This is a genomic window from Paenibacillus canaveralius (assembly GCF_047238265.1).
Taxonomy (GTDB): Bacteria; Bacillota; Bacilli; order Paenibacillales; family NBRC-103111; genus Paenibacillus_F.
Map to the genome: position 1 here is coordinate 4008212 of NZ_JBDFMM010000001.1, position 22256 is coordinate 4030467.

Below are 22256 nucleotides of genomic sequence, written 5' to 3' on the forward strand. Positions count from 1 at the left end.
TATGCGCCTTCTCACCCGCAGCGGGAACGGCAAAAAAGACCCGGCAATCGAGCCGGGTCTTTTGTCGGAACTTCTATGTATACTCCGCCCCGTATAACGCTCGTGAGTGAATACGGGAAATACCGTAAAAGCCGCGTACCGCCGGACGGACCGCGCGGCGGCACGCTTGCGCTCCCGCTTTGCGCCGGGAGCCTGTGCCCGTGCGCAAATCAGTTCACGCATCCGGCTCAAGCTTGCCGCGGATAGCGGCCCTTGGAGGGACGCGCCGCGTCGTATATGCCCGCGCGTTCCCCGGAGAGGCTGGGTCAACCGCCTTATAGCAGCCCCTCACAAAGTGTCTCGGGTGAACGTGGGTCCGCCTCACGGCACCCCCTCGAGGATTAGCTCGGAGGTAAGGCTTGGCGGCTTGACGGGGTTCACGGGGTTCACGGGGTTCACGGGGTTCACGGGGTTTACGGAGTTTACGGCTTTACGGGCTTTACCGCTTGACGGCTGTCCATTTACAGGGCCTTTTCTTCTTCCGGCATGCGCGGCAGCTCGACCGTAACGGTCGTTCCCTGGCCGAGCTCGCTCGTAACCAGCAGCGTTCCTCCGTGCAGCTGGGCGATTTCCTGGCAGATCGACAGGCCGAGGCCGCTGCCCGGCTGCCGGTTGTCGGCCTTGTAAAATTTCTCCGTCACATACTTCACCGCTTCCGGCGAAATCCCCTCGCCTTCATCTTCCACGATCAGCTGCACCTGACTGCCTTCCACGCGGGTCATGATGCGGATGACCCCGTTTTCCTGCGTAAATTTCATCGCATTGTCAAGCAAGTTGATCAATACCTGCTTAAGCCGGTTCTGATCTCCGAAAACGTAAAGGCTGTTCTCCGCGAGAGAAATTTGCAGCTCCATTCTGCGCCGCTGGCAGTTGCCCGCGAACTGCTGGTAAATATCTTTCACAAGACGGTTGACGTCCACCGGTTCACGGTGCATTTTCATATTGCCCGACTGGAGCTTGGAGAAATCAAGAAGATCTTCAACCAGCCCGATAAGCCGGTCCGTTTCTTTGGAGATGACGGAAAGGCCCGTGAGCGTTTCTTCCTTCTCGTTGAGGTCCCCGGAAACCAGCGTCTCGCTCCAGCCTTTAATCGACGTCAGCGGCGTCCGCAGCTCATGGGAAATCGAGGAGATGAACTCGTTCTTCAGGCGGTCGTTGCGGAGAATTTCATCCGCCATGTAGTTAAGCGTATCCGCAAGATGTCCGACCTCGTCGTCATGCCGTTTGACGGCCTTGTTGTGAAAATCCCCCTGGGCCATGCTTTGGGCGACATCCGTAACTTCGCGGATCGGCCGTACGATCCGGTTCGCGAGAAGCAGGCTGACCGCCAGCGAAACGAGAATAACGGCCACCCCGATGCCGATGATAATCCAGGCGGTCCGCATGACCATCCGGTCGACTTGTTCGATCGAGGTCGTGTAGCGCAGGACGCCTACGACCCGGTCTCCGTTTTTAAGCGGATACGACAGTGCCATAATCCTCTCTTTGGTATCCGTATTCAATCCGATCCATTTGCCCGGTTCTCCCAGCAGAGCGGACTGGACGTCGGATGTATCGATTTTCCGCTTGGAGGTGAATCCGTACGAATCCCGGATCAGATTGCCTTCCAGATCCACGACTTCGACCCGGCTGATTTCGTCTTTCGCAAGCTCTTTTAAAATATTGCGGGCCCGCTCCTGAAGAGGAGAAAGCGAATTGTAGCGGTTATTGTAGTCGACGGTGAATTTGGCGCGTTCGCTTAACGCCTGCAGGGCGCTCCCGTAATAATATTGATAGATGGTTCCCAGAAACAAGCCTCCGAGAAGCAGCACAATAAATACGATGATGAGCAAAAAATTCCAGACGACTTTACTCCTTATGCTGCTCAAGGGCGGATTCCTTCTTCCAGAGGTACCCATAACCCCAAACGGTTTCGATATGTGCAGGGTGCGACGGATCTACCTCGATTTTTTGACGGATACGGCGGATGTTGACGTCCACGATTTTTAAATCGCCGACAAAATGCTTGCCCCAGACGGCATCCAAAATTTCATCCCGGGAAATCCCCTGGTCGGGCTGCTCCATGAACAGCTTCAGAATGGCAAACTCGGTCGGCGTGATATCGATTTCGGCCCTTCCCTTAAACAGTTTCCGTTCCTTCAATTGCAGCGTAAAAATGCCGGAGCTCAGGCTCTGTTTAACCGATTCCTGCTCGGGAATTTCCAGCCTCCGGTACAGCGCCTTAATTCTCGCGATGAGCTCCACCGGGCTGAACGGCTTCGTGACGTAATCGTCCGCTCCGATCTCCAGCCCTTCGGCTTTGTCCGTATCCTGCGATTTCGCGGTCAGCATGATGATGCCCATTTTCGGGTACATTTTCCGCAGACTGCGCGCACACGTCGAATCCCGATAGTTGAGTCGGGAGCATTACGTCCAGAATGGCGATGTGAAAAGGGCCTTCATCCTTTACAAGCTGGAGGGCTTCCTCGCCCGTCGCCGCTTCCGTAACATCAATATCGTTGCGTTTAAGATTAATCCGGATAAATCCTCGGATCGATTCTTCATCTTCCAAAATCAGTACTCTCATTCCGGTCTCCCTCCCCTTCTCTAATAATAGACCGGCTTCAGCCGCTCCTGTATATCTTTTAATCCGATTTTCATCTGGTTATATTCCTGCAAGGATTTGACGGACAGATTCGTCGGCTTCTCCGGTAAAAACGCCACGGTTTTGCGTCCGTAAGACGTATCAAGCTCCACGAAGTCGATTTCCTTCTTCTGCAGCTCGTTTTTCATGTTCTCCCACTGCTCCGTCGGATAATACCGGATGGTCAGCAGTTCCGCTTTTTCCTTACGGTTCGCGCTTAAATAATAAAAAGTCGTGTACCCGTCGGCACGATCGCTTTTGGACCGTTCCAGCGTAATTTTGCCTCTCCACGATTCGGGAAAATCAAACCGGTACGTGACGTTGTTATCGTAGTAATTTTCGTGCACCCATTTGAGCCCGTTCGCGCCGTCCCACTGGTACCACTGGTGAATCCAGGGCATATCGGTCGGGTTGCTGTTTTCGATAAACGGAGGGATCTTGAGCAGCTCGATCTCCATGATACCGTCCCCGTTGACGTCCTGGGATCTTCCTTTGTATTCTTTGAAAGTTTGAACGTTCCCCTGTTCGTCCTTGACACTGAAAACGTCTTTCAGTTTGCCGTTGTTCCAGACCAGGAGTGAGGTGTAGGACGTATTGGCACCCAGCCCCGCGTCCACGAAAATCCCGTTCTGCGAGTCGGTCGCTTTGCCGATCACGACCTGGTAGTAACCATTGACGCCGCCGTCCATGGGCAGCTTCTGCATCAGCTTCTTCTCCCCGTTCTTGAACGAGTATAAAGAAGCGGAAGCGTCCAGCTTGTCGCGGTCGAGAAGCAGGGCGGCCACTTCGGGCACTTCGTCGCCGGTCAGATCGCCGATCGCGATCTCGGTGTACGGTATTTTCTCCATCTGGCTCACTACCGAGCCTTTCATGGAATAAACGAACAATTCCTTGTTGAGGTTAACGGCCTCTCCGGCACTCCAGCCTACGAGCATTTCCGGAGCCCCGTCTCCCGTAACGTCCACGAAGTCGACGCGGTCGATTTCTCTGCCGAGCTCATGAATATCGGTGACCTTCCGCCATTCTTCGTTCACTTGCTCGAGAATGAGGGCCCCCAGTTCAAACTCGTTCTTCTGCAGCCTGTAAAAGGCGACGGCCTCCTTCTGGTTGTCCCCGTTAAGGTCCACCTGGTAAATCGGGCCGGCCGCCGAGTTGTCGGGCAGCTTGAGCGGCGTGTTGAGCACCGCGCCCGGAGGCAGATAGTGGGTCACCGCCTCTTTGAGCTGATACAGGCTTGAGCTCATGGCCGGGGCCTTCAGCAAAGCGGCGGGAGAAGAAGATATGAGCTGGCAGCCGCTGAGCAGCAGCATGGAGAGTCCGGCCGTCAGCAGGCCCGCTGCCGGTCGCGGTATCCATTTGATTCTTCTCTTCATGACATTCCCCTTTTCTAGTGCTGGTACCATTATAGCAAAGCTGTCCCGGAAGCAGGACCTGAAAATTCTGCATGGACGCGAACGAAAAAACCGTCCGATGCCGGCAAATACGGCATGGACGGCTCGCTTCCGCCGGTTCGGCAGCCTTCCGCAAAGCCGCTACCGGGGCACTTCATTATTTCGCGGCCAACAATTCCGGCACGGTAACAAACTGATAGCCCTGAGCCTGCAGATACTCGCAAATTCTCCGGGTGGCCTCCACGGTATTGCTGAGGTCCCCGCCTTTGCCTCCGAAGCTGTGCTGCAGGATGATGCTGCCGGGATGAATATGCTGTTTCACATTGTTCATAATCTGATCCGGCGTATTACCGGCCCAGTCTTTCGTGTCGATCGACCAGCCGATGATAAGCTGCCCCTGCTGGGCGGCTACCGCTTTGACGTTATCGTTGACGGCGCCGTACGGAGCACGGAACAGATAGGTTCCCTTGCCGAGCGCTCTCTTGAGCGCTTCGTCCGTGCTCGTCATCTGTTCACGGGCCTGCTCGGGCGTCAGCTTGGGCAGCTGCGCGTGACTCCAGGTATGGTTACCGATCGCGTGGCCTTCGGCCTCGATCCGCTTCACCATTTCGGGATATTTGTCGACCTGGCGTCCGACCAGGAAGAACGTCGCTTTCGCGTTGTACTTGCCCAGCACTTCCAGAACTTGCGGCGTCCAGTGCAGATCCGGGCCGTCGTCGAACGTCAGCGCCACGAGTTTATTCTTGGTGTGGACGGAATAGACCGGCGAAGCCGTATTTGCCGAGCCGCCTCCCTGCGGAGGTTGCGTCGTCTGCGGCGTAGGAGTCGGCGTGGGCGTTGCCGTCGGTGTCGGAGTAGGATCGGGCTTGCGCGTCGGCACCGGCGTCTTGCTCGGATCGGGACTTGCGCTCTTGTCGGGCGTATTCTCCGGTTCCTTCACGGTCGGCACCGGCGTCGGGATCGGCGTGGCCGCCGTATCTTCCTTGGTGGAGCCCGAAGCCGCTTCCTTGGTCAACAATGCATGGCTGACATTGTATGCAATAAACAACCCCAGCGCTATCATCAGGACATAGCGCAGTCTGAACACTTTTCTTTTTTTCATGATTCCTTCCATCTCCCATTTGTTACTCCGGCTGATTTCTATGAACCTACCAGCCTGTCTATGACTTCCAGCACATAGGAACGACAGACGCGGCATCGCGTCTTCTCCTGTATTTCCCGGGTCCGTTCCCTTCAACGTGTTACCTTACCCTAAGTGTACTCCAACTTTCGACACAAGTAGTTACGAAACCATTACATTTGAACAAAGATGACGTTACACGGCCGTTACAATTGTAAAAAAATGTACAAGCATGACGAAAAAAAGCTTCCGGCACGAAGGCCGAAAGCTTAAATATAGTAAAAGTTTTATTTCCTGTAAAGACCAATTTTTAGAGAGGCTGGCAGCTTTCCTTAGAAACGTCCCGGCTTTGGGCGCGCCCGATAAGCTCATACGCTCTCGCGACTTCTTCTTCCGTCGGCGTGCGGGCGTCTTTAAGCGGATATTCCCGCTGAAGAAGATCCCATTTATAGGTCCCCATCCGGTGATAAGGAAGAATCTCGAATTTTTCGACGGTCGCCAGACTGCCGAGAAAAGAACCGAGCCGCTCCAGTTCGTCTTCCGTATCCGTCATGCCGGGAACGAGCACCCGACGGATCCACATCGGCCTGCCGTGATCGGAAAGCCAGCGCGCCGTGCGCAGGATTTTGTCGTTGGGCTGGCTCGTCAGCGCGATATGCTTCTCGCGGTCCATCATTTTCAGATCGAGCAGGACCAGGTCCGTTTCTTCGAAAAGCTCGCGGACATGCTCGTGGCCCACTTCGCAAAAGCCCGAAGAATCGAGCGCCGTGTTCACGCCGAAGCGTTCCTTGCACGCTTTAAAAAGCTCCGCGACAAACGCCGCCTGCAGCGTCGGCTCTCCCCCCGTTACGGTGATCCCCCCGCCCGACTTCCGGTAATACGGAAGATAGGGCTCCATTTCGGCGAGGATTTCATCGACGGTCACCGTCCGTCCTCCGCAGGTGTCCCACGTATCGGGATTGTGACAGTAGCCGCACTGCAGGGCGCAGCCCTGCATGAAGAGAACAAACCGGATACCGGGGCCGTCTACCGTGCCGAACGTTTCGATGGAATGGATTCTGCCTTTCATGACTACACACGTCCTTTGCTTCGGCGTGCCCCGGTCCCTCGTTACATGGCGCCGTGGAACGTCCGGTTAATAACGTCGAGCTGCTGCTCGCGGGTGAGTTTGATAAAGTTGACCGCATAACCCGATACGCGGATGGTGAGCTGAGGATACTGCTCGGGATGCTCCATCGCATCCAGAAGCTGCTGCCGGTCGAATACGTTCACGTTGAGATGGTGCGCTCCGTTTTCGAAGTAGCCGTCCAGCATATGCACGAGGTTGTCTTTACGCGTCTGCGGTTCTTTGCCGAGCGCTTTGGGCACGATCGAGAACGTGTTCGAGATGCCGTCCAGGCTGTGCTCGTAAGGCAGTTTGGCGACGGAGCCGAGCGAGGCCAGGGCGCCTTTGCGGTCGCGTCCGTGCATCGGATTCGCACCCGGCGCGAACGGTTCGCCCGCTTTGCGGCCGTCCGGCGTGGAGCCGGTTTTTTTGCCGTAGACGACGTTGGACGTAATGGTCAGGACCGATTGGGTCGGAACCGCATCCCGGTACGCCTTGTGCTTGCGGATCATGCCCATGAACGCTTCAACGAGCGAAACGGCGATGGAATCGACGCGGTCGTCATTATTACCGTACATCGGGTAATCGCCTTCGATTTCGAAGTCGGTGGCGATTCCCTTCTCGTTGCGGACCGGGCGCACTTTGGCGTATTTGATCGCGCTCAGCGAGTCGGCGACGACGGACAATCCGGCGATGCCGCAGGCCATCGTACGAACGATTTCCCGGTCGTGCAGAGCCATTTCGATCCGCTCGTAACAGTATTTGTCATGCATATAGTGAATCACGTTAAGCGTGTTCATATACAGCTTCGCCAGCCATTCCATGACACCCTTGAATTTGTGCATAACCTCGTCGTAATCGAGCACATCGGACGTTACCGGCACGCTTTCGGGTCCGATCTGGATCCCGAGCTTTTCGTCCACACCGCCGTTGATGGCATACAGGAGAGCTTTGGCCAGGTTGGCCCGCGCTCCGAAGAACTGCATCTGCTTGCCGATTTTCATGGCGGACACGCAGCAGGCGATGCCGTAATCGTCGCCGTAGAAAGGACGCATCAGGTCGTCGTTCTCGTACTGGATGGAGCTCGTTTCGATCGAGACTTTGGCGCAGTACTTTTTGAACGCCTCCGGCAGTTGCTCGGACCAGAGCACCGTCAGGTTAGGCTCGGGAGCGGGTCCCAGGTTATACAGCGTATGAAGAAACCGCATGGAGTTCTTCGTAACGCGGGTCCGGCCCGACAGGGACATGCCCCCGATAGATTCGGTCACCCAGGTGGGGTCCCCGCTGAACAGCTCGTTATAATCCGGCGTACGCAGGAACTTGACAATCCGCAGCTTCATAACGAAATGATCGACCAGTTCCTGCGCCTGCGTTTCGGTCAACGTTCCTTCGCGGAGGTCTCTTTCGATATAAATATCGAGGAAAGAAGACACCCGTCCCAGACTCATGGCCGCACCGTTCTGTTCCTTGATCGCCGCCAGGTAGGCGAAATACAGCCACTGGAACGCTTCGCCGGCATCGGCGGCCGGCTTAGAGATATCAAAGCCGTGATCGGCCGCCATCTTCTTCAGCTCGCCGAGCGCCCGGATCTGCTCGGACAGCTCCTCGCGGGCACGGATGACATCCTCCGTGATTGCATCCACTTCGAGAAGAAGGAGATCCTTCTTCTTATCCGCCACGAGGGCGTCGATGCCGTACAGCGCCACTCTGCGGTAATCGCCGATGATCCGTCCGCGCCCGTAAGCGTCCGGCAGGCCCGTGATAATGCCGGCTTTTCTGGCGGCCCGCATGTCGCTCGTGTAGGCGTCGAACACGCCCTGGTTATGCGTCTTGCGGATGTCCGTGAACAGCCGGACCATGTCCTCCGGCAGCTTGAAGCCGTAAGCTTCGCAGGCGTCTTCCATCATCCGGATGCCGCCGAACGGCTGGACGGAGCGCTTGAACGGCTCATCCGTCTGAAGCCCGACTACCCGCTCCTTGTCTTTATCGAGATAGCCCGGAGCGTGGGACACGATCGTGGATACGGTGTTTACGTCCACATCGAGTACGCCTCCCTGTTCTCTTTCGCGCCGGGTCAACTCCTTGACGACTTCCCACAGCGCCTTCGTATCTTCCGTCGGAGGGGCAAGAAAAGCCTCGTCTCCCTCATAAGGCGTCAGGTTAAGCTCGATAAAGTCACGGACATCGATCCCGTGCTGCCACTTTCCTTTGCGGAACCCGCGGTATACTCCCTCTTCAGCAGACTTCATGCGCATTTCGCGCTCTTCGATAGCCATCTTTGTTCCCTCCTTGGAATGAACGGACGGGCCGCGGAGCGGCCGCCCGGCAAAGCTTATTTCGTTTCAGCGCAAACTTTTCCGCCCGCGCCCGTCGTTACTGCTGTCTTTATGCCTGTTTTACCTTATCGAGTGCTATGGCTGCTGCGGCTCTGTTCCGCTTATTCGGCCAACGGTCATTCCCGGTCTGCCCGCTCAGATTCTGCCGTAGAAAGCGTCCCGGTATACTTCGGCCAGCTCGCTGACGAGCGGCATTTTCGGATTGGCGGTCGTGCACTGGTCTTCGAACGCTTTGTCCGCCAAATAGTCGACGCGGCTTTCGAAGTCGTCGGCGTCGAAGCCGAGTTCCTTGAACGAAGCGGGAATGCCCAGCTTCTTGTTCAGCTCGCGGATGGCGTCGATAAGGCTCTTCACGCCTTCCTCCGTAGTTGCGGCCGGAAGCCCCAGGAACCGGGCGATCTCGGCATAGCGTTCGTCGGCGCAGTAGTGCGAGTATTTCGGGAACGAAGCGTATTTCGTCGGCTTCGCCGCATTATACCGGATGACGTAAGGCATCAGGATCGCGTTGGTCCGGCCGTGCGCCGTTCCGTACTGTCCGCCCCACTTGTGCGCCAGACTGTGGTTGATGCCCAGGAAGGCGTTCGCAAAGGCCATACCGGCGATCGTGGACGCGTTGTGCATTTTCTCCCTCGCCAGCTTGTCGCCCGTCGCATGGGACTCTTCCAGGTTGCGGAAGACGAGCTTGATGGCCTGGAGACACAGTCCGTCCGTATAGTCGTTTGCCATGACGGAGACGTAGGCTTCGATCGCGTGGGTCAGCACATCCATGCCGGTGTCGGCCACGGCCGTTTTCGGAAGCGAGTATACGAATTCGGGATCCACGATAGCCACGTCCGGCGTCAGCTCGTAATCGGCGAGCGGATATTTCGTGTGGCCGTTCTGCTTATCCGTGATGACAGCGAACGAAGTCACTTCGGAACCTGTTCCCGAAGTCGTCGGAATGGCAACGAACTTCGCCTTTTTGCCGAGCTTCGGATATTTGAACGTCCGCTTGCGAATGTCCATGAACTTCTGCTTCAGCGAATGGAACGTGACATCGGGGTACTCGTAGAACAGCCACATCGCTTTGGCCGCATCCATCGGCGATCCGCCGCCGAGTGCCACAATGCAGTCCGGCTGGAAGGCGTTCATCATGGCCGTGCCGCGTTCAACGGTATCGACCGAAGGGTCCGGCTCGACATCGCTGAAAACTTCGACGGCAACCGGCATTCTGCGCTGGCGCAAATAATGTTCCACACGTTCCACGTAGCCCAGCTTCACCATCATCGGGTCCGTCACGATCAGAATCCGGGTGATGTCCGGCATTTTGGCCAGGTACTGGGTGGCGTTTCTCTCGAAATAAATTTTTTCGGGCACTTTAAACCACTGCATATTCACCGTCCGATGTGCGACTTTTTTGACATTGATCAAGTTGACTGCCGTTACGTTCGAAGAAGTGGAATTGCGTCCGTACGAACCGCAGCCGAGTGTCAGCGAGGGGATATTGGCGTTGTAGATATCCCCGATCGCCCCGTGAGTCGAAGGCGCGTTCACGATAATGCGGCAGGTCGGCAGCTCCTTGGCGAAAGCCGCGATCACTCCGTCGTCATTGGAATGGATGACCGAGGTATGGCCGAGACCGCCGAATGCGGCTATCTCCGCCGCCCGGGCAATGCCCGCCTGAGCCGTGGCGGCCGTGTAGCAGGCCAGCACGGGGCTCAGCTTCTCGGCGGACAGCGGGTAAGCCGGACCGACGCCGTCGAGCTCGGCGATCAGGATCTTCGTCCCGGCGGGAACCTCGAAGCCGGCCATTTCGGCGATCCGTACCGCCGGCTGACCCACGATCGCCGCGTTCACGGCGCATCCGGCGTTCATGCCGAACTGGGACAGCTTCTTCGTTTCCTTGGCGCTCAGGAAGTGACAGCCCTGCGCCTTCAGCATCGCTTTGGCTTCCGCCGCGATCGCCTCGTCCAGAATAACGGCCTGCTCGGATGCGCAGATCATGCCGTTGTCAAACGTCTTCGAGAGGATCAGATCCGTGACCGCCTGGCGCAGGTCCGCGGTTCTCTCGATGAAGCACGGCACGTTGCCCGGACCAACTCCGAGCGCGGGTTTGCCGGCGCTGTAGGCGGATTTGACCATGCCCGAGCCGCCGGTAGCGAGAATCAGGGCCACTCCCTCGTGGTGCATAAGCTCGTGCGTCGCTTCCATGGATGGCTTTTCCACCCACTGGATGCAATCCTGCGGAGCCCCGTGGCTGACGGCCGCTTCATATAGAACGCGGGCCGCTTCGGAGCTGCATTTCTGCGCCGACGGATGGAAGGCGAAAATAATCGGATTCCGCGTTTTTATCGCGATCAGCGCTTTAAACATCGTCGTCGAGGTCGGATTCGTGACCGGGGTGACCCCCGCGATAATTCCCACCGGTTCGGCGATGGAGGTGAGCCCGGTCGTCGCGTCTTCGTCGATTACGCCGACCGTTTTGTCGTACTTCACGGAGTTATGAATATACTCCGTCGCGAACAAGTTCTTGATGATCTTGTCTTCATACACGCCCCGGCCCGTTTCTTCCACCGCAAGCTTGGCGAGGTACATATGCCGGTCTACCCCCGCCAGCGCCATCTCCTGGACGATCCGGTCGATCCGGGCCTGATCCAGTCCTTCAAATGCGGCCTGCGCTTTTTTCGCTTTCTGCACCAGCCGGTCTACCTGTTCTTTGGCCGCCCCGCCGGGTTTCAAAGACTCCTTTTCCTGTACAGCCATCTCTCCGCCTCCTCTGTTCTATCTACACCCTCATTATAGGACTTTGTGAATTTTTTCACTATGACATTTCTCACAGACAAAACATCTGCCGCGCATTATGGTGAAGACAGGAAACACGCGCGCGCTTTACCATCATCCGCAGGACCCGACAGGAGGAAATGACGATGAGCACAATGACCGTGGAACGTCTGCCGTATGCCGCCATGGACCCCGGCAGCCAGTTGTCCGACGCCCTATATTATTTGAAGCAGCAGCATGAATTTCTGGAGGCCGATCTGCTGGAGCTGCAAATGCTCGCACGCGGAATCGGAGCCGCCGGAAGCCGGGATACGCTCAAAGCCGATTTAAATCAGCTGAAGATACGCGCCGAACGGTTCTTGAAATTTTTCCAGCAGTACCAGCAGGATGAACAGGAGACGCTTTTCCCTATCGTGGATTTGTATACGGGCGACAAAATGGGCCCTACCGCCGTTATGAAGCAGGAATACAACATGGCCGTGCATAACCTGCGCCTGTTCTTCCAGGCATTCAAAGAAGACAGCCAGACCCTTGATCCCCTGTGCGCCAAGCGTTCGGTATCCCACGTGCTCCAGTCGTGCTTCATTCTTCTTGAGCATATGCGCAAAGAGAAAGAATGGGTGTTCCCCCTTGCCGAGCAGATGCTGACGGATATCGAACAGTTTTATTCGTAGAAAAGGGATCTGCGGCATAGCCGGACCGGTCGTAAAGCGAATCCGAACGCGGGGTTCCGTGCAAACCGGCCGCAAATGAACCGCCTTATCCCCTTATCAAAACCGGAGCCCCATTATGGATGGGACTCCGGTTTTTTACGTCCTTTTTTCTATAAAAGGAAGGTTTGCGTTGAGTGCGGACAGGCGTGGTAAACAACATTGTACGGAAAGTGTGATTTTTATCATATATGATTTACGTCATATCCGGTATACTGGAAGCAGAAGTCAAAGAGGAGGGAAGCCATCATGAACACCGGCACAAATCCCGTTTACTATACGAATCCCCGCAATACCGCTGCTTTTAAGACGGAAAATTTGCAGAAACTGACGGATATTATGCATGAGCAGAAGCTCCAACCCGGCGCCTATCTGTTTTGGGAAGGCGATACGGCTGACAAGCTTTATTTCATAAAAAACGGCCGGGTACGCGCTACGAAGTCTACGGACGAAGGCAAGGATCTCGTGCTTTACTTATACCAGCAGGGCGATCTCATCGGAATGATCGATCCCTACGACGACACGAAGCATTGGTACAGCGCGGAAGTGCTGGAAGAAACCACGATCGGCGTGGCCCATAAGAAAGACGTGGAAATGCTAATCTGGCAGAGCGGCGAGTTCGCCCTGGAATTCATGCGCTGGATGGGGCTCAGCCACCGGATGACGCAGACGAAATACCGCGATATGATGCTCTACGGCAAACCCGGAGCCCTGTGCTCCACCATCATCCGACTGTCGAACACATACGGCCGTCCGGAAGCGGACGGAGCGATCCGCATTACGAAGAAGCTCACCCACTCCGAGCTGTCGGATATGATCGGCTCGACCCGCGAAAGCGTCAACCGTATGTTCAGCGACCTGCGCAAAGCTCAAGCGATTGAAATGGATAACGGCTATATCGTGATCCGCGATCTGAATTATTTAAAGGGCATTTGCCACTGTGAAAACTGCCCCATAGAAGTGTGCCGGATGTAAACCGGCACACTTTTTTTGTTTGTACCGGATATGGCGGCTCACCGTGCGGAAAGTACGGAATTCCTGTGGCTTCCGGTTCCGGGAGCGGTTGCGGGAGCGGTTGCGGGAGGCGGTTCCCTGCAGCATAACGCAGACTTATGGCATTGAACCGAGTTCCCGTAAGGGATTCGTGAAAGGTGCCAGGAGTATCCACACCTGTATCCGCAGCTGTATCCGCACCCCGCTTCGCCGGAACCTCGTAAAAAAACTCCCTGAGTTCGAACTCAGGGAGTTTTTGCGCTTGCAGCCTGGCGTCTGCGTATGTTTAAAGCCGTCCGCTCAACCGTTTCGCAGGCGAGATGAAGTAATACAGCAGCCCGACAAACACGGCGCCGCCGACAATGTTTCCGAGCGTCACCGGAATCATGTTATGGAACCATCCGGCCAGTGTTACCGTTTCGGGGTGCGGGAGGACCAGGGCCAGCCCCAGCACGGTCATGTTCGCCACGCTGTGCTCGTACCCCGATGCGATAAAGCCGTACAGCATCCAGAAGATAAGGATGAGCTTTGCCGTGTCCTCTTTGGCTCTCGTGGATGTCCAGATCGCCAGACAGACGAACCAGTTACAAAGAATTCCCCGGAAAAACAACTGCACAGGGTCCATGGCCATTTTTTTGGCGGCAATGGTCATTAACAAATGGTCCGGTTTAATATTGGCGAACACTCCTGCACCGACGACCAGCAGAACAAGAACCATCGCTCCCGCCAAATTTCCCAGGTAGCACCAGAACCAGTTGACGAGCGTATCCTTCCAGGTGACTTTGCGCGAAAGGGTTCCGATGGTGAAATACATGTTGTTTCCCGTAAAAAGCTCCGAGCCGGCAAAAATGACCAGCGTGAGCGCGACTCCGAAAGACAGCCCCATAACCGTCGTCGTGACGGGCGACTTTGCGGCGAATAACGGCGCTCCTACGGAAAAGATAAGGACGATGCCGAGTCCTACGTAAGCACCGGCCAGACCGGCCGCCGTCAGGTAGCGGATAAGGCTGTCGGAGAGAAAATTCTTTTTCTGCAGGGCCGCGGCAGCCATTTTTTCCACGGTTTCAGTAAACATTATGCGTCATCTCCTCGCGGGTTGAAAACGGGTTGAGCCGGACAGTGAACATTCCGGTTAAGCGTGCTGTACGGAATAGCCTGAGGGGCGAGGGCCGGAAAAGGCTAGTTCAGCCCGATCCAGACATGCTCCCCGTCGACCTTTACCGGATAGGTTTTTACCTGCCCCGTATCGGGCGCCTGCACTTTACCGTCCAGCAGGTTGATTTTCCAGTCATACAGAGGATCGTACAGCAGGTCCCCCGATACCATCCCTTCGCAGAGAGGGCCTCCCTTGCGGTGAGGACTCCGGTTCTGAAGTGCGAAAAGGCGGCCGTCCGTCAAGTGAAACACCGCTATTTCTTCTTCTCCCACAAAAACGGTCTTGCCGAGCCTGGCCGGAAAATCTCCTTGCCGTCCGATGCAAACGTAGGTTTCCGGTTTTTCCTGAAGCTGTCGGGTCATCGATTATTCCTCCTTTTGGGGCCGCCGGGCAGCCCCTGAATGTCAGATTCGCTTTACTCCGCAGGCGGTCCTACCGGCACGTTGACGCCTTCGTACAGTTCCTGACGGAGCTGGCGGTCGCCGATCACTTTTTGCCAAGGATCATGAGCGCGGGTCAGGGCTATCTCCATACGGTTTACCAGCTCCCGCCGGTTTGCTTCATCCGTGATCGCATGGTGCTGGATATGAGCCAGGCCCAGCCGCTCCACCCAATCCGACGTTCTTTCCAGGTAATTGGCGGTTTCCCGGTAAAACTGGATCAGCGACGAGGTAATTTCCAGAAGCTCCTCATCCGTTTTCACTTTCACCGCAAGATCGGCAAGCCGCGGTTTAATGCCCCCATTGCCGCCGATGTAAATCTCCCAGCCGCCGTCATTGCCGACGATGCCGACATCCTTGGTGCACGATTCCGCACAGTTGCGCGGGCAGCCGTTTACGGCCATTTTAAACTTGGCGGGCATGTCGATTCTTTCGAATTTTTTCTCCAGTTGCTGTCCCATCCCCATCGAATCCTGGGTGCCGAACCGGCAGAAGGTCGAACCCACGCACGTCTTGACCGTGCGCAGCGCTTTGGCATACGCGTAGCCCGAAGGCATTCCGAGTTCTTCCCAAACTTTCGGAAGATCTTCCTTGCGCACGCCCATCAGGTCGATCCGCTGGCCTCCCGTCATTTTGACGGCGCGGACGTTATATTTCACCGCCACGTCGCCGATCCGCTTCAGTTCTTCCGCCGAGCTTACGCCGCCGTACATGCGCGGGACGACCGTATACGTGCCGTCCTTGTTGATGTTCGCATGCAGGCGCTCGTTGACGAATCTCGATTCCTTTTCGTCCACATACGTTTCCGGCCACAGCATCGTCAAGTAATAGTTAAGCGCGGGACGGCACTTCGAGCAGCCTTCGGGATTGTTCCAATTCAGAGCCGTCATAGTCTCGCGGATCGTCGTCAGCTTGCGCTCGCGCATCGCCGCCACGATTTCGTCCCGGCCGAGCTGCGTACAGCCGCAGATGCCATGGGCCGCCGTGCCCGCCTCGTAGCCGTCACCCAGCACGCCCGCTAAGATCTGCTCGACAAGCGGCTTGCAGCCTCCGCACGAACGGCAGGCTCCCGTGCAGGCCTTCACTTCGTCGACTGTTTTAAGCCCCTGCGTGCGGACGGCTTCCACGATGGTGCCTTTCGTCACCCCGTTGCAGCCGCAGACGATATCCTCGTCGGCAAGAAGCTCCGCTCCTCCGCCGCTTTCCTCTCCCGCAGGAATTCCCATCAGAGCGGCGTGCACGTCTTCGGTCATTTCGCGGCCGCTTCGTATCCACTGCTGAAGCTGGGTCGCCTGGCTGACATCGCCGAACAGCACGCCCCCGACGATCCGGCTGCCGCGGACGAGCACCTTCTTGTACACGCCTCTCCAGTCATCCTGCATTTTGACGATCGTAAGATCCGGACGATCCAGAAACTCGCCGGCCGAGAACACGTCCACGCCCGATATTTTCAGCTTGGTAGCCAGCACCGTCCCTTCGTAAGGAGCCGTCTGCCCCCCGCACAAATGCTTGGCGAGTACGCTGCCCTGCTCAAAGAGCGGAGCGACAAGCCCGTAGCACACGCCGCGGTGCTCGCAGCATTCGCCGACGGCATACACGTCCGGAGCCGAGGTCCGCATGAAATCGTCGACCACGATTCCGCGGTTGACCTCCAGGCCTCCGGCCGCGCCCAGAGCGCTGTTCGGCTTGATTCCCGCCGCCATGACGACAAAGTCCGTTTCCAGCATCGTTCCGTCCGTAAACGCCAGTCCTTCGACGCGGACGCCTCCGGTGAGCTCTTTCGTCTGTTTTCCCATCGCGAAACGCAGCCCCTGACGCTCCAGCTCCGCCCGCAGCATTCCCGAAGCCGCCGGGTCCAGCTGGCGTTCCATCAAATCTTCCATCAGATGAACCACCGTTACTTCCATACCCAGCTTCGACAGGCCCTTGGCCGCTTCCAGGCCGAGGAGACCGCCGCCGATGACGGCCGCCTTTTTATAAATCCGGGCCGCCTCCGTCATCGCTTCGCAATCGGCAATGTCCCGGAAACCGACAACTCCTTCCTTATCCGCGCCCGGAACCGGCAGAATGAAAGGCTTCGAGCCCGTCGCCAAAATCAGGACGTCATAAGGAAGGACATCCCCGCGGTCCGTCGTAACCGTTTTGGCCGTCGTATCCAGCGCGTTAGCCGTTGTTCCCGTCATGAGCTCAATGCCGTTTTCACGGTACCAGTTCCAATCGTTCAGAACGATTTCTTCCGTCGTTTTGCTTCCCTCAAGCACATAAGAGAGCTGAATCCGGTTGTAGTTCGGATGAGGCTCGCTTCCCACAATCGTTATATCAAACAAGCCGGTGTTGATTTTCAAAATTTGCTCGATCACACCCACTCCTGCCATGCCGTTCCCGATAAGTACCAATTTTTTGCGGTTCATAGTCTAACGCCCCCTGCCTTGATCAATCTTTCAAGAAATCATTTGTGAAATTAAGCACATACTTAGTATAAACGTCTTCCGTACCCGGCAGATGTGAGAAAAGTCACAGGACACGAGGCAGATGTGAACATCGCTTGAATGAAACGTGAACAGCCCCCGCCTTTTCTGCAAAAAAAAGCACATCCGCACCGTTAAACGGGGAATGTGCTTTCTGGCCCTGTTTCCAGGACAACCGGGAATACCGTTATCTTTTTTTTGAAAAAGGGGCACCGCCCGCGAGTCTGAAAACGCGGACAGGATCTCGGAGTGCGGCCGTTTAAGGATTCTCCAGCCTTACAGCAGCTCCAGTCTTACCCGGCTGCCGCGGCCGGACGGCTCGGCGGGCTCGACGATCAGCTTGCGCGGCAGCCGGGCCCTCAGCTCCGGCACGTGCGAAATGACGCCGACCGCGAGCCGGTCCATGTGAAGCTTCTCCAGGGAAGTGACCACCATATCCAGCAGATCCTGGTCCAGGGTACCGAACCCTTCGTCCAGGAAGAAAAATTCCAGCGGCACTTCGCCCTTGAGCTGGATCTGTGCCGACAAAGCGAGCGCCAGCGCCAGCGACGTCAGGAACGTTTCGCCCCCGGACAGCGTGCCGACCGGGCGCTTCACCCCGCCGGAGCCGTCATCGCGGATGACGAAGCCGCCGCCGGAGTCCACCTCGATCGCGTAGCGCTGCCGGGTGAGCTGCCCGAGCCGCTGGGAAGCGGCCCGGCTCACCTGCATCAGCTGCTCCTCCGCGAGGAACTCGACGAAGGCGTTCGCTTTCAGCACGGACTGCAGCTTCGCCAGCCGTCCGTGCAAAGTCTGCTGCGTGCTGCGCCGCTCTTCCAGCCGGCGCCACTGCTCGTGCTTCGCCTGCAGCTCCTCGCAGTCGCGCTCCGCTTTGGCGCGGACCGCGAGCGCGGCCTCATCGCGCTCCTGGGCTTCGCGCAGCTCCAGCAGCATGCCGGTCCAGTCGGCTTCGCTGACCGTCCGCCCGGCAAGCTGCTCCCGCAGCTGCGCGAGCCGGGAGCGGAGCGTCTGCTCGCGCTCGCGGTGACGCCGGGCCTCCGCGCTCCACTCGGCGCGCTGCGCTTCGGCGACGTACGCGCCCCGCACGGCTTCGGCGTCCGCGAAAGAGGACGGCTCCAGCGCGCGTTCGAGCCGCTCCAGCGCTTCGGAGAGCTGCCCGGCGGCGGAAGCGGCGGCCTGTTCGGCGGCGCTGAGCGCCTGGGCCGCCTCCTGCTGCTCGCGGCGGGCCTGCTCGTGCGCGAGCCGGGTCTGCCCCGCGCGGCCGCGGAGCGCGTCGAGCTCGGTTTGGGCCGCCGCGATCTGGCGCGGCACCGGCTCGTCGCCGACGCGGTCGTGCAGTTGCTGCGCCTTCTCGGCGGCGAGCTGGGACAGTCCCTGCAGCTTGGTCGCAAGCTGCAGGGCGGTTTTGTCGAGCTCCGCCGCTTCGGTGCGGAGCTGCTCGATCTTCGCGAGCACCCCGTCGATGAACGGGATGCTCTTCTCGATGCGGCCGCGCAGCTCTTCCGCCTGGCGCTCCTGCTCGTTCAGCCGCTTCAGGTGAGCCTCTACGGCGTCCAGCTCCAGACCCCTGGCGCCGAACTGCCGCTGCCAGGCTTCTTCCCGGCCGCGGATGCTTTGCTCCAGCGCCTGCGCTTTGGCTTCTTCGGCCTGCAGGGCCGCGCGCTGCGTGCGCAGCTCCGCCCCGGCCGCCTGCATGCCCGCTTCAAGCGGCTTCAGCCGTTTCAGGAGAGCCTGGAAGCCGGCTTCGAGTTCTGCCGCCAAGCGGCCCATACGCCCGGTTTCCGCTTCCAGCCGCTTGAAACCGGCCAATTGCCGCAGAGCCTCCTCGGCGGAAATTCCGGCTTTTTCGCCGGCGGCGCCGCTCTCTGCATCCGCTATGACAGCTGCTTCGCTGCTGCCGGCTCCGCCGTCCCCGCCCGCGGAACCTGCCGGGTACGCCTCCGGCGGAAGCTCCGGTTCCGCTTGAATCCCCGCAGCCGCTTCCGCCAGCATGCGGGCCGCTTCCGCTGCCGCATGACCGGTTTCACCCGTGGAACCGGTCCCGGCTCCGAGAACGGCAGCGGATTCGTTAAGGGCAACGGACGGATCATGCGTCCCGGCACGTTCGTGCTCAAGCGCCCGCTTGGCGAGACTGTCGAGCCCGAATACGTGACGATCGGCCGCCAGTCCCGCTTCCCGGATGACGCGAAGGAGCGATTCGCACTCTTCCATTCCGGGAGATGCCGGCTCCCCTCCGTCCTCCGTTTCACGGTATGGAGCCGGATGCTCCAAAGCCCCGCAAACGGGGCAGGGCTGCCCTTCATGCAACTCATGAGCCAGTTTCCCGGCCAGATTGCGAAGCTCGCGCTCACGGTCTTCCCGTTTGCGGACCCGGAGCAGCCCGGCCGCCGCTTCTTCCTGCTCCGTCAGCTGTTTACGCAGCTCCCGGGCTTCCGTCCGTCCGGCGCCGAGTTCGCCGAGCCAGCGGGCAAAATGCTCCGTCCATGCGGTAAGTTCCCCCGCGCGGGCCGCAAGCTCGCCCTCCCCGGCCTCCATCGTCCGGCGTCTGACGCCGGTCTCCTGCCGGAGTTCCTGGAGCTGGCGCTTCTGCATATCCAGCTCTTTCTTGGCGTCCCACGCTTCCTGGAGAAGGCTGCGCTGCTCGTAGCCGACCTCTACTTTTTTCAGCGCTTCTTTCAGCTCCGCTTGTTTGCCCAGCGCTTTTTCCTTCGTCTCCTGTTCCTTCCGGAACGCCTCTTTCACAGCGGAAAGCTGTGCTAAGAGCTGTTCCTCGCTCGTTTTGAGCCCGTCACACTGTTTGTGCAGATCGGCAAGCTGCCGTTCCTGCTCCAGGGCCTGGTTCAAATGCTCCAGCCGGATCAGCAGCGGCTCCTCGCGATCGGCCAGCTCCTGCCGTGCCTGCTCGGACGCTTGCAGGGCCGTGTCTAACTTGACTTCGGCCTGAAGGGACCGTTCCTTTGCCTGAGCGATCCGTCCGCGGCGCTCCGCTTCGGCTTTGGCCGAAGTTTCCGCGTGCTCGACGTAAGGACGCAGTTTCTCCGCTTCCTCCGCACGCTTCAGACTTTCTTCGCGCCGCCGGATTCCGGGCTCTTCCTCCTCGGTTTTGCGGAGCTCCAGCTCCGTCTGCCGTTCATCCTTTTGCACGCTTAAAATTTGCTTCATCTCTTCATAGCGGACGGACGCCTGCTGAAAAAGCTTGCGCTGGGCGGCGGCATGACCCGACGCTTCCTTCAGCCTTTCGGCAGCCCCGGCCAGCGCTTCCTCGGACGCGTCTCCAAGCCCCTGCTGCTCGGCGGCGATCTGTTTAAGCAGGCCGTCGGCTTCTTTCAGCCTGCCGCTTACGCGGGCGCTGAGATGATCTCCGTAAGCTTCGAGATGGAATAGCCGCTGAAGCATCTGCCGCCGGTCTTTGCCGGTCAGCGAAAGAAATTCGGCGAATTTTCCCTGGGGAAGCACCACGGCGCGGGTAAAATCCTGCATGGACAAACCGAGCACCTGATGGACCCGGCTGGTCACGTCCGTGGATTTATCGGCCAGCACGACCGGCTCCTCCCCGCTGAGTTCGACAAAACGGCTCACGGTATTCGTGACCGAAACGTCCGATCCTCTCTTGAACTGCCGGTCCACCCGGTACCGGACGGCGCCTGCCGGATGGCTGAGCTCGAAAGTGAACGAGACCGCCAGCGTATTTTCGGCATGGTTCATGATGCCCTGCGTACCGCCGGAAGCCCGTTCGACTTTGCCGTAAAGCGCCAGCGTCAGGGCATCCAGAATGGAAGATTTTCCGCTTCCCGTCGGACCGAAAATACCGAACACGCCGGCATCACACAATTGTGTAAAATCGATTTCCTGTGTTTCCCGGTAGCTTTGCAGACCGGATATTTGCAGCCGTATCGGACGCATACGTTTCGCCTCCCTTTATTCGGCCTGCTCGGGGCCGTCCGGATGATCCTGCAGCAGCTCCATGAAGAGCTGCACGAGTTCGGGCTCGGGCTTGGCTCCTCCCGTCTGCCGCTCGTAGAAACGGCGGAACAGCTCATCCACCGGCAGACCCGCGCTCGACAGGGCGGCGGCTTCTTCCTCGGCCGGCTGCAGCTTGCGGATAGACCGGTTTGATATGGATAAACCCGCCGTGCGCCTTGCGCAGGGCTTGAATGTCGTGCAGCGACATCGCTTCCGCGATGTGAATTTCCAGGTCGATCCACGCGTTCGCGTCCCGACCTTCGTCCAGCCAGCGGTGCACCTCCGCCAGCCCTTCCTTCGCTTTCCAGTTCACCAGCGGGCGGCCGGAGGTCAAATAAATTTCTTCAATCGAAGCCGGTTCCCCGGGCTTGACGTCCAGAACGGTCAGCGATTTGGCTTGTCCCGCTTCGGAAAAGCTGTAGGCAAGCGGGGAACCGCAATAGCGGATGGGACTCTGCCCTTTAAGCGTCTGCGGACGATGCAGGTGGCCGAGCGCCACATACTGCGCGCCGACATCGAGTGCCGACGTATCGACCGTGTACGCGCCGCCGACCTGAATCGGACGCTCCGATTCGCTTTCTTTTCCCCCGAGCACATAGATGTGGCTCATGATCAGGTTCACGGTGTCGGGACGAAAGCCCGCCGTTTGGGCCTTGACCAGTTCGCCTACCCGCTCGGAGTAAGCTTTCCTTAGCACTTCTTCGCCGGCATCGTCGCTAAGCAATTCGCCCAGCCTCGACTCGGACGGATACGGCAGCGCAAACAGCTTGGCCTTTTCCCCGGTTCTCGGAATTCCGATCTCCATGAGGCCCGCTTTCGGCAGCCCGATCAGGGTGATTCCCTGCGCTTTGGCAATCGGGGAGGACGCCCCCAGACGGTCGGGATGATCGTGGTTGCCCGAAATGACGACAACCTCCCTCCGGCCGTCCTCGGCGAGCCTGGACACGGCGTCATAAAAAAGCTGCTCCGCAGCGGCGGGCGGATTGACGGTGTCATACACGTCTCCCGCCAGCAGCACGAGATCGATATTCCCTTCTCTGACAATACGGACGAGTTCGTCCACGAAAGCAACCTGTTCCTCGAACCGGCTCCGCCCTTCCAGGGTTCTCCCCAGGTGCCAGTCACCGGTGTGCAGTATGCGCATACCAATCC

12 protein-coding genes and 2 pseudogenes are annotated in these 22256 nt (G+C 58.3%); 2 read left to right on the top strand and 12 right to left on the bottom strand.

The window, feature by feature from the left end:
- Positions 1-500: 500 nt before the first annotated feature.
- From ABC395_RS18130 to adhE, 7 genes and pseudogenes are all read right to left on the bottom strand, one after another.
- Complete coding sequence (locus tag ABC395_RS18130; protein ID WP_413005206.1) at positions 501-1907, bottom strand: HAMP domain-containing sensor histidine kinase; 1407 nt, start codon at positions 1905-1907, stop codon at positions 501-503.
- Positions 1888-2605 (bottom strand): annotated as a pseudogene (locus ABC395_RS18135) (response regulator transcription factor). Before ABC395_RS18135 ends, ABC395_RS18130 begins: the two are co-directional and overlap by 20 nt.
- A gap of 20 nt (positions 2606-2625) precedes the next feature.
- The gene (locus ABC395_RS18140) at positions 2626-4035 is read right to left on the bottom strand and encodes a hypothetical protein (RefSeq protein ID WP_413005208.1); all 1410 of its coding nucleotides are present in this window, start codon (positions 4033-4035) and stop codon (positions 2626-2628) included.
- 175 nt (positions 4036-4210) lie between these two features.
- Positions 4211-5155: a polysaccharide deacetylase family protein gene (locus tag ABC395_RS18145; protein WP_413005210.1), complete on the bottom strand. Its 945-nt coding sequence runs from the start codon at positions 5153-5155 to the stop codon at positions 4211-4213.
- Positions 5156-5483: 328 nt separating this feature from the next.
- Positions 5484-6242, bottom strand: a complete 759-nt coding sequence (pflA, locus tag ABC395_RS18150) for a pyruvate formate-lyase-activating protein (RefSeq protein ID WP_413005212.1) — start codon at positions 6240-6242, stop codon at positions 5484-5486.
- A gap of 41 nt (positions 6243-6283) precedes the next feature.
- Positions 6284-8554 carry a formate C-acetyltransferase gene (gene pflB / locus ABC395_RS18155; protein WP_413005214.1) on the bottom strand — a complete coding sequence of 757 codons (2271 nt, stop codon included), beginning with the start codon at positions 8552-8554 and terminating at the stop codon, positions 6284-6286.
- 195 nt (positions 8555-8749) lie between these two features.
- Positions 8750-11356 (bottom strand): bifunctional acetaldehyde-CoA/alcohol dehydrogenase, encoded by a 2607-nt coding sequence (gene adhE, locus ABC395_RS18160; RefSeq protein WP_413005215.1) that lies wholly within the window; start codon positions 11354-11356, stop codon positions 8750-8752.
- A gap of 164 nt (positions 11357-11520) precedes the next feature.
- Here adhE and ABC395_RS18165 point away from each other — a divergent pair, with 164 nt between their 5' ends.
- Together ABC395_RS18165 and ABC395_RS18170 are read left to right on the top strand one after the other, a co-directional pair.
- A complete protein-coding gene (locus tag ABC395_RS18165; protein WP_103993546.1) occupies positions 11521-12048 on the top strand; it encodes a hemerythrin domain-containing protein in 528 nt (175 codons plus the stop codon).
- Positions 12049-12333: 285 nt separating this feature from the next.
- Positions 12334-13059, top strand: a complete 726-nt coding sequence (locus ABC395_RS18170) for a Crp/Fnr family transcriptional regulator (protein WP_413005217.1) — start codon at positions 12334-12336, stop codon at positions 13057-13059.
- A 304-nt stretch (positions 13060-13363) separates the two neighbouring features.
- Here the strand turns inward: ABC395_RS18170 and ABC395_RS18175 are convergent, their stop codons facing one another.
- The 5 genes and pseudogenes from ABC395_RS18175 to ABC395_RS18195 all read right to left on the bottom strand — a co-directional run bounded on the left by ABC395_RS18175 (position 13364) and on the right by ABC395_RS18195 (position 22248).
- Positions 13364-14152 (bottom strand): formate/nitrite transporter family protein, encoded by a 789-nt coding sequence (locus ABC395_RS18175; protein ID WP_413005219.1) that lies wholly within the window; start codon positions 14150-14152, stop codon positions 13364-13366.
- 104 nt (positions 14153-14256) lie between these two features.
- The gene (gene nirD / locus ABC395_RS18180) at positions 14257-14595 is read right to left on the bottom strand and encodes a nitrite reductase small subunit NirD (protein WP_413005221.1); all 339 of its coding nucleotides are present in this window, start codon (positions 14593-14595) and stop codon (positions 14257-14259) included.
- Between the two features lie 53 nt (positions 14596-14648).
- Entirely contained in the window at positions 14649-17084 is a 2436-nt protein-coding gene (nirB, locus tag ABC395_RS18185) for a nitrite reductase large subunit NirB (RefSeq protein WP_413005223.1), read from the bottom strand.
- A 333-nt stretch (positions 17085-17417) separates the two neighbouring features.
- Positions 17418-21044, bottom strand: coding sequence for an AAA family ATPase (locus ABC395_RS18190; RefSeq protein ID WP_413005225.1), 3627 nt, complete (start codon positions 21042-21044; stop codon positions 17418-17420).
- Between the two features lie 15 nt (positions 21045-21059).
- Positions 21060-22248 (bottom strand): annotated as a pseudogene (locus ABC395_RS18195) (exonuclease SbcCD subunit D).
- Between the last annotated feature and the right edge of the window lie 8 nt (positions 22249-22256).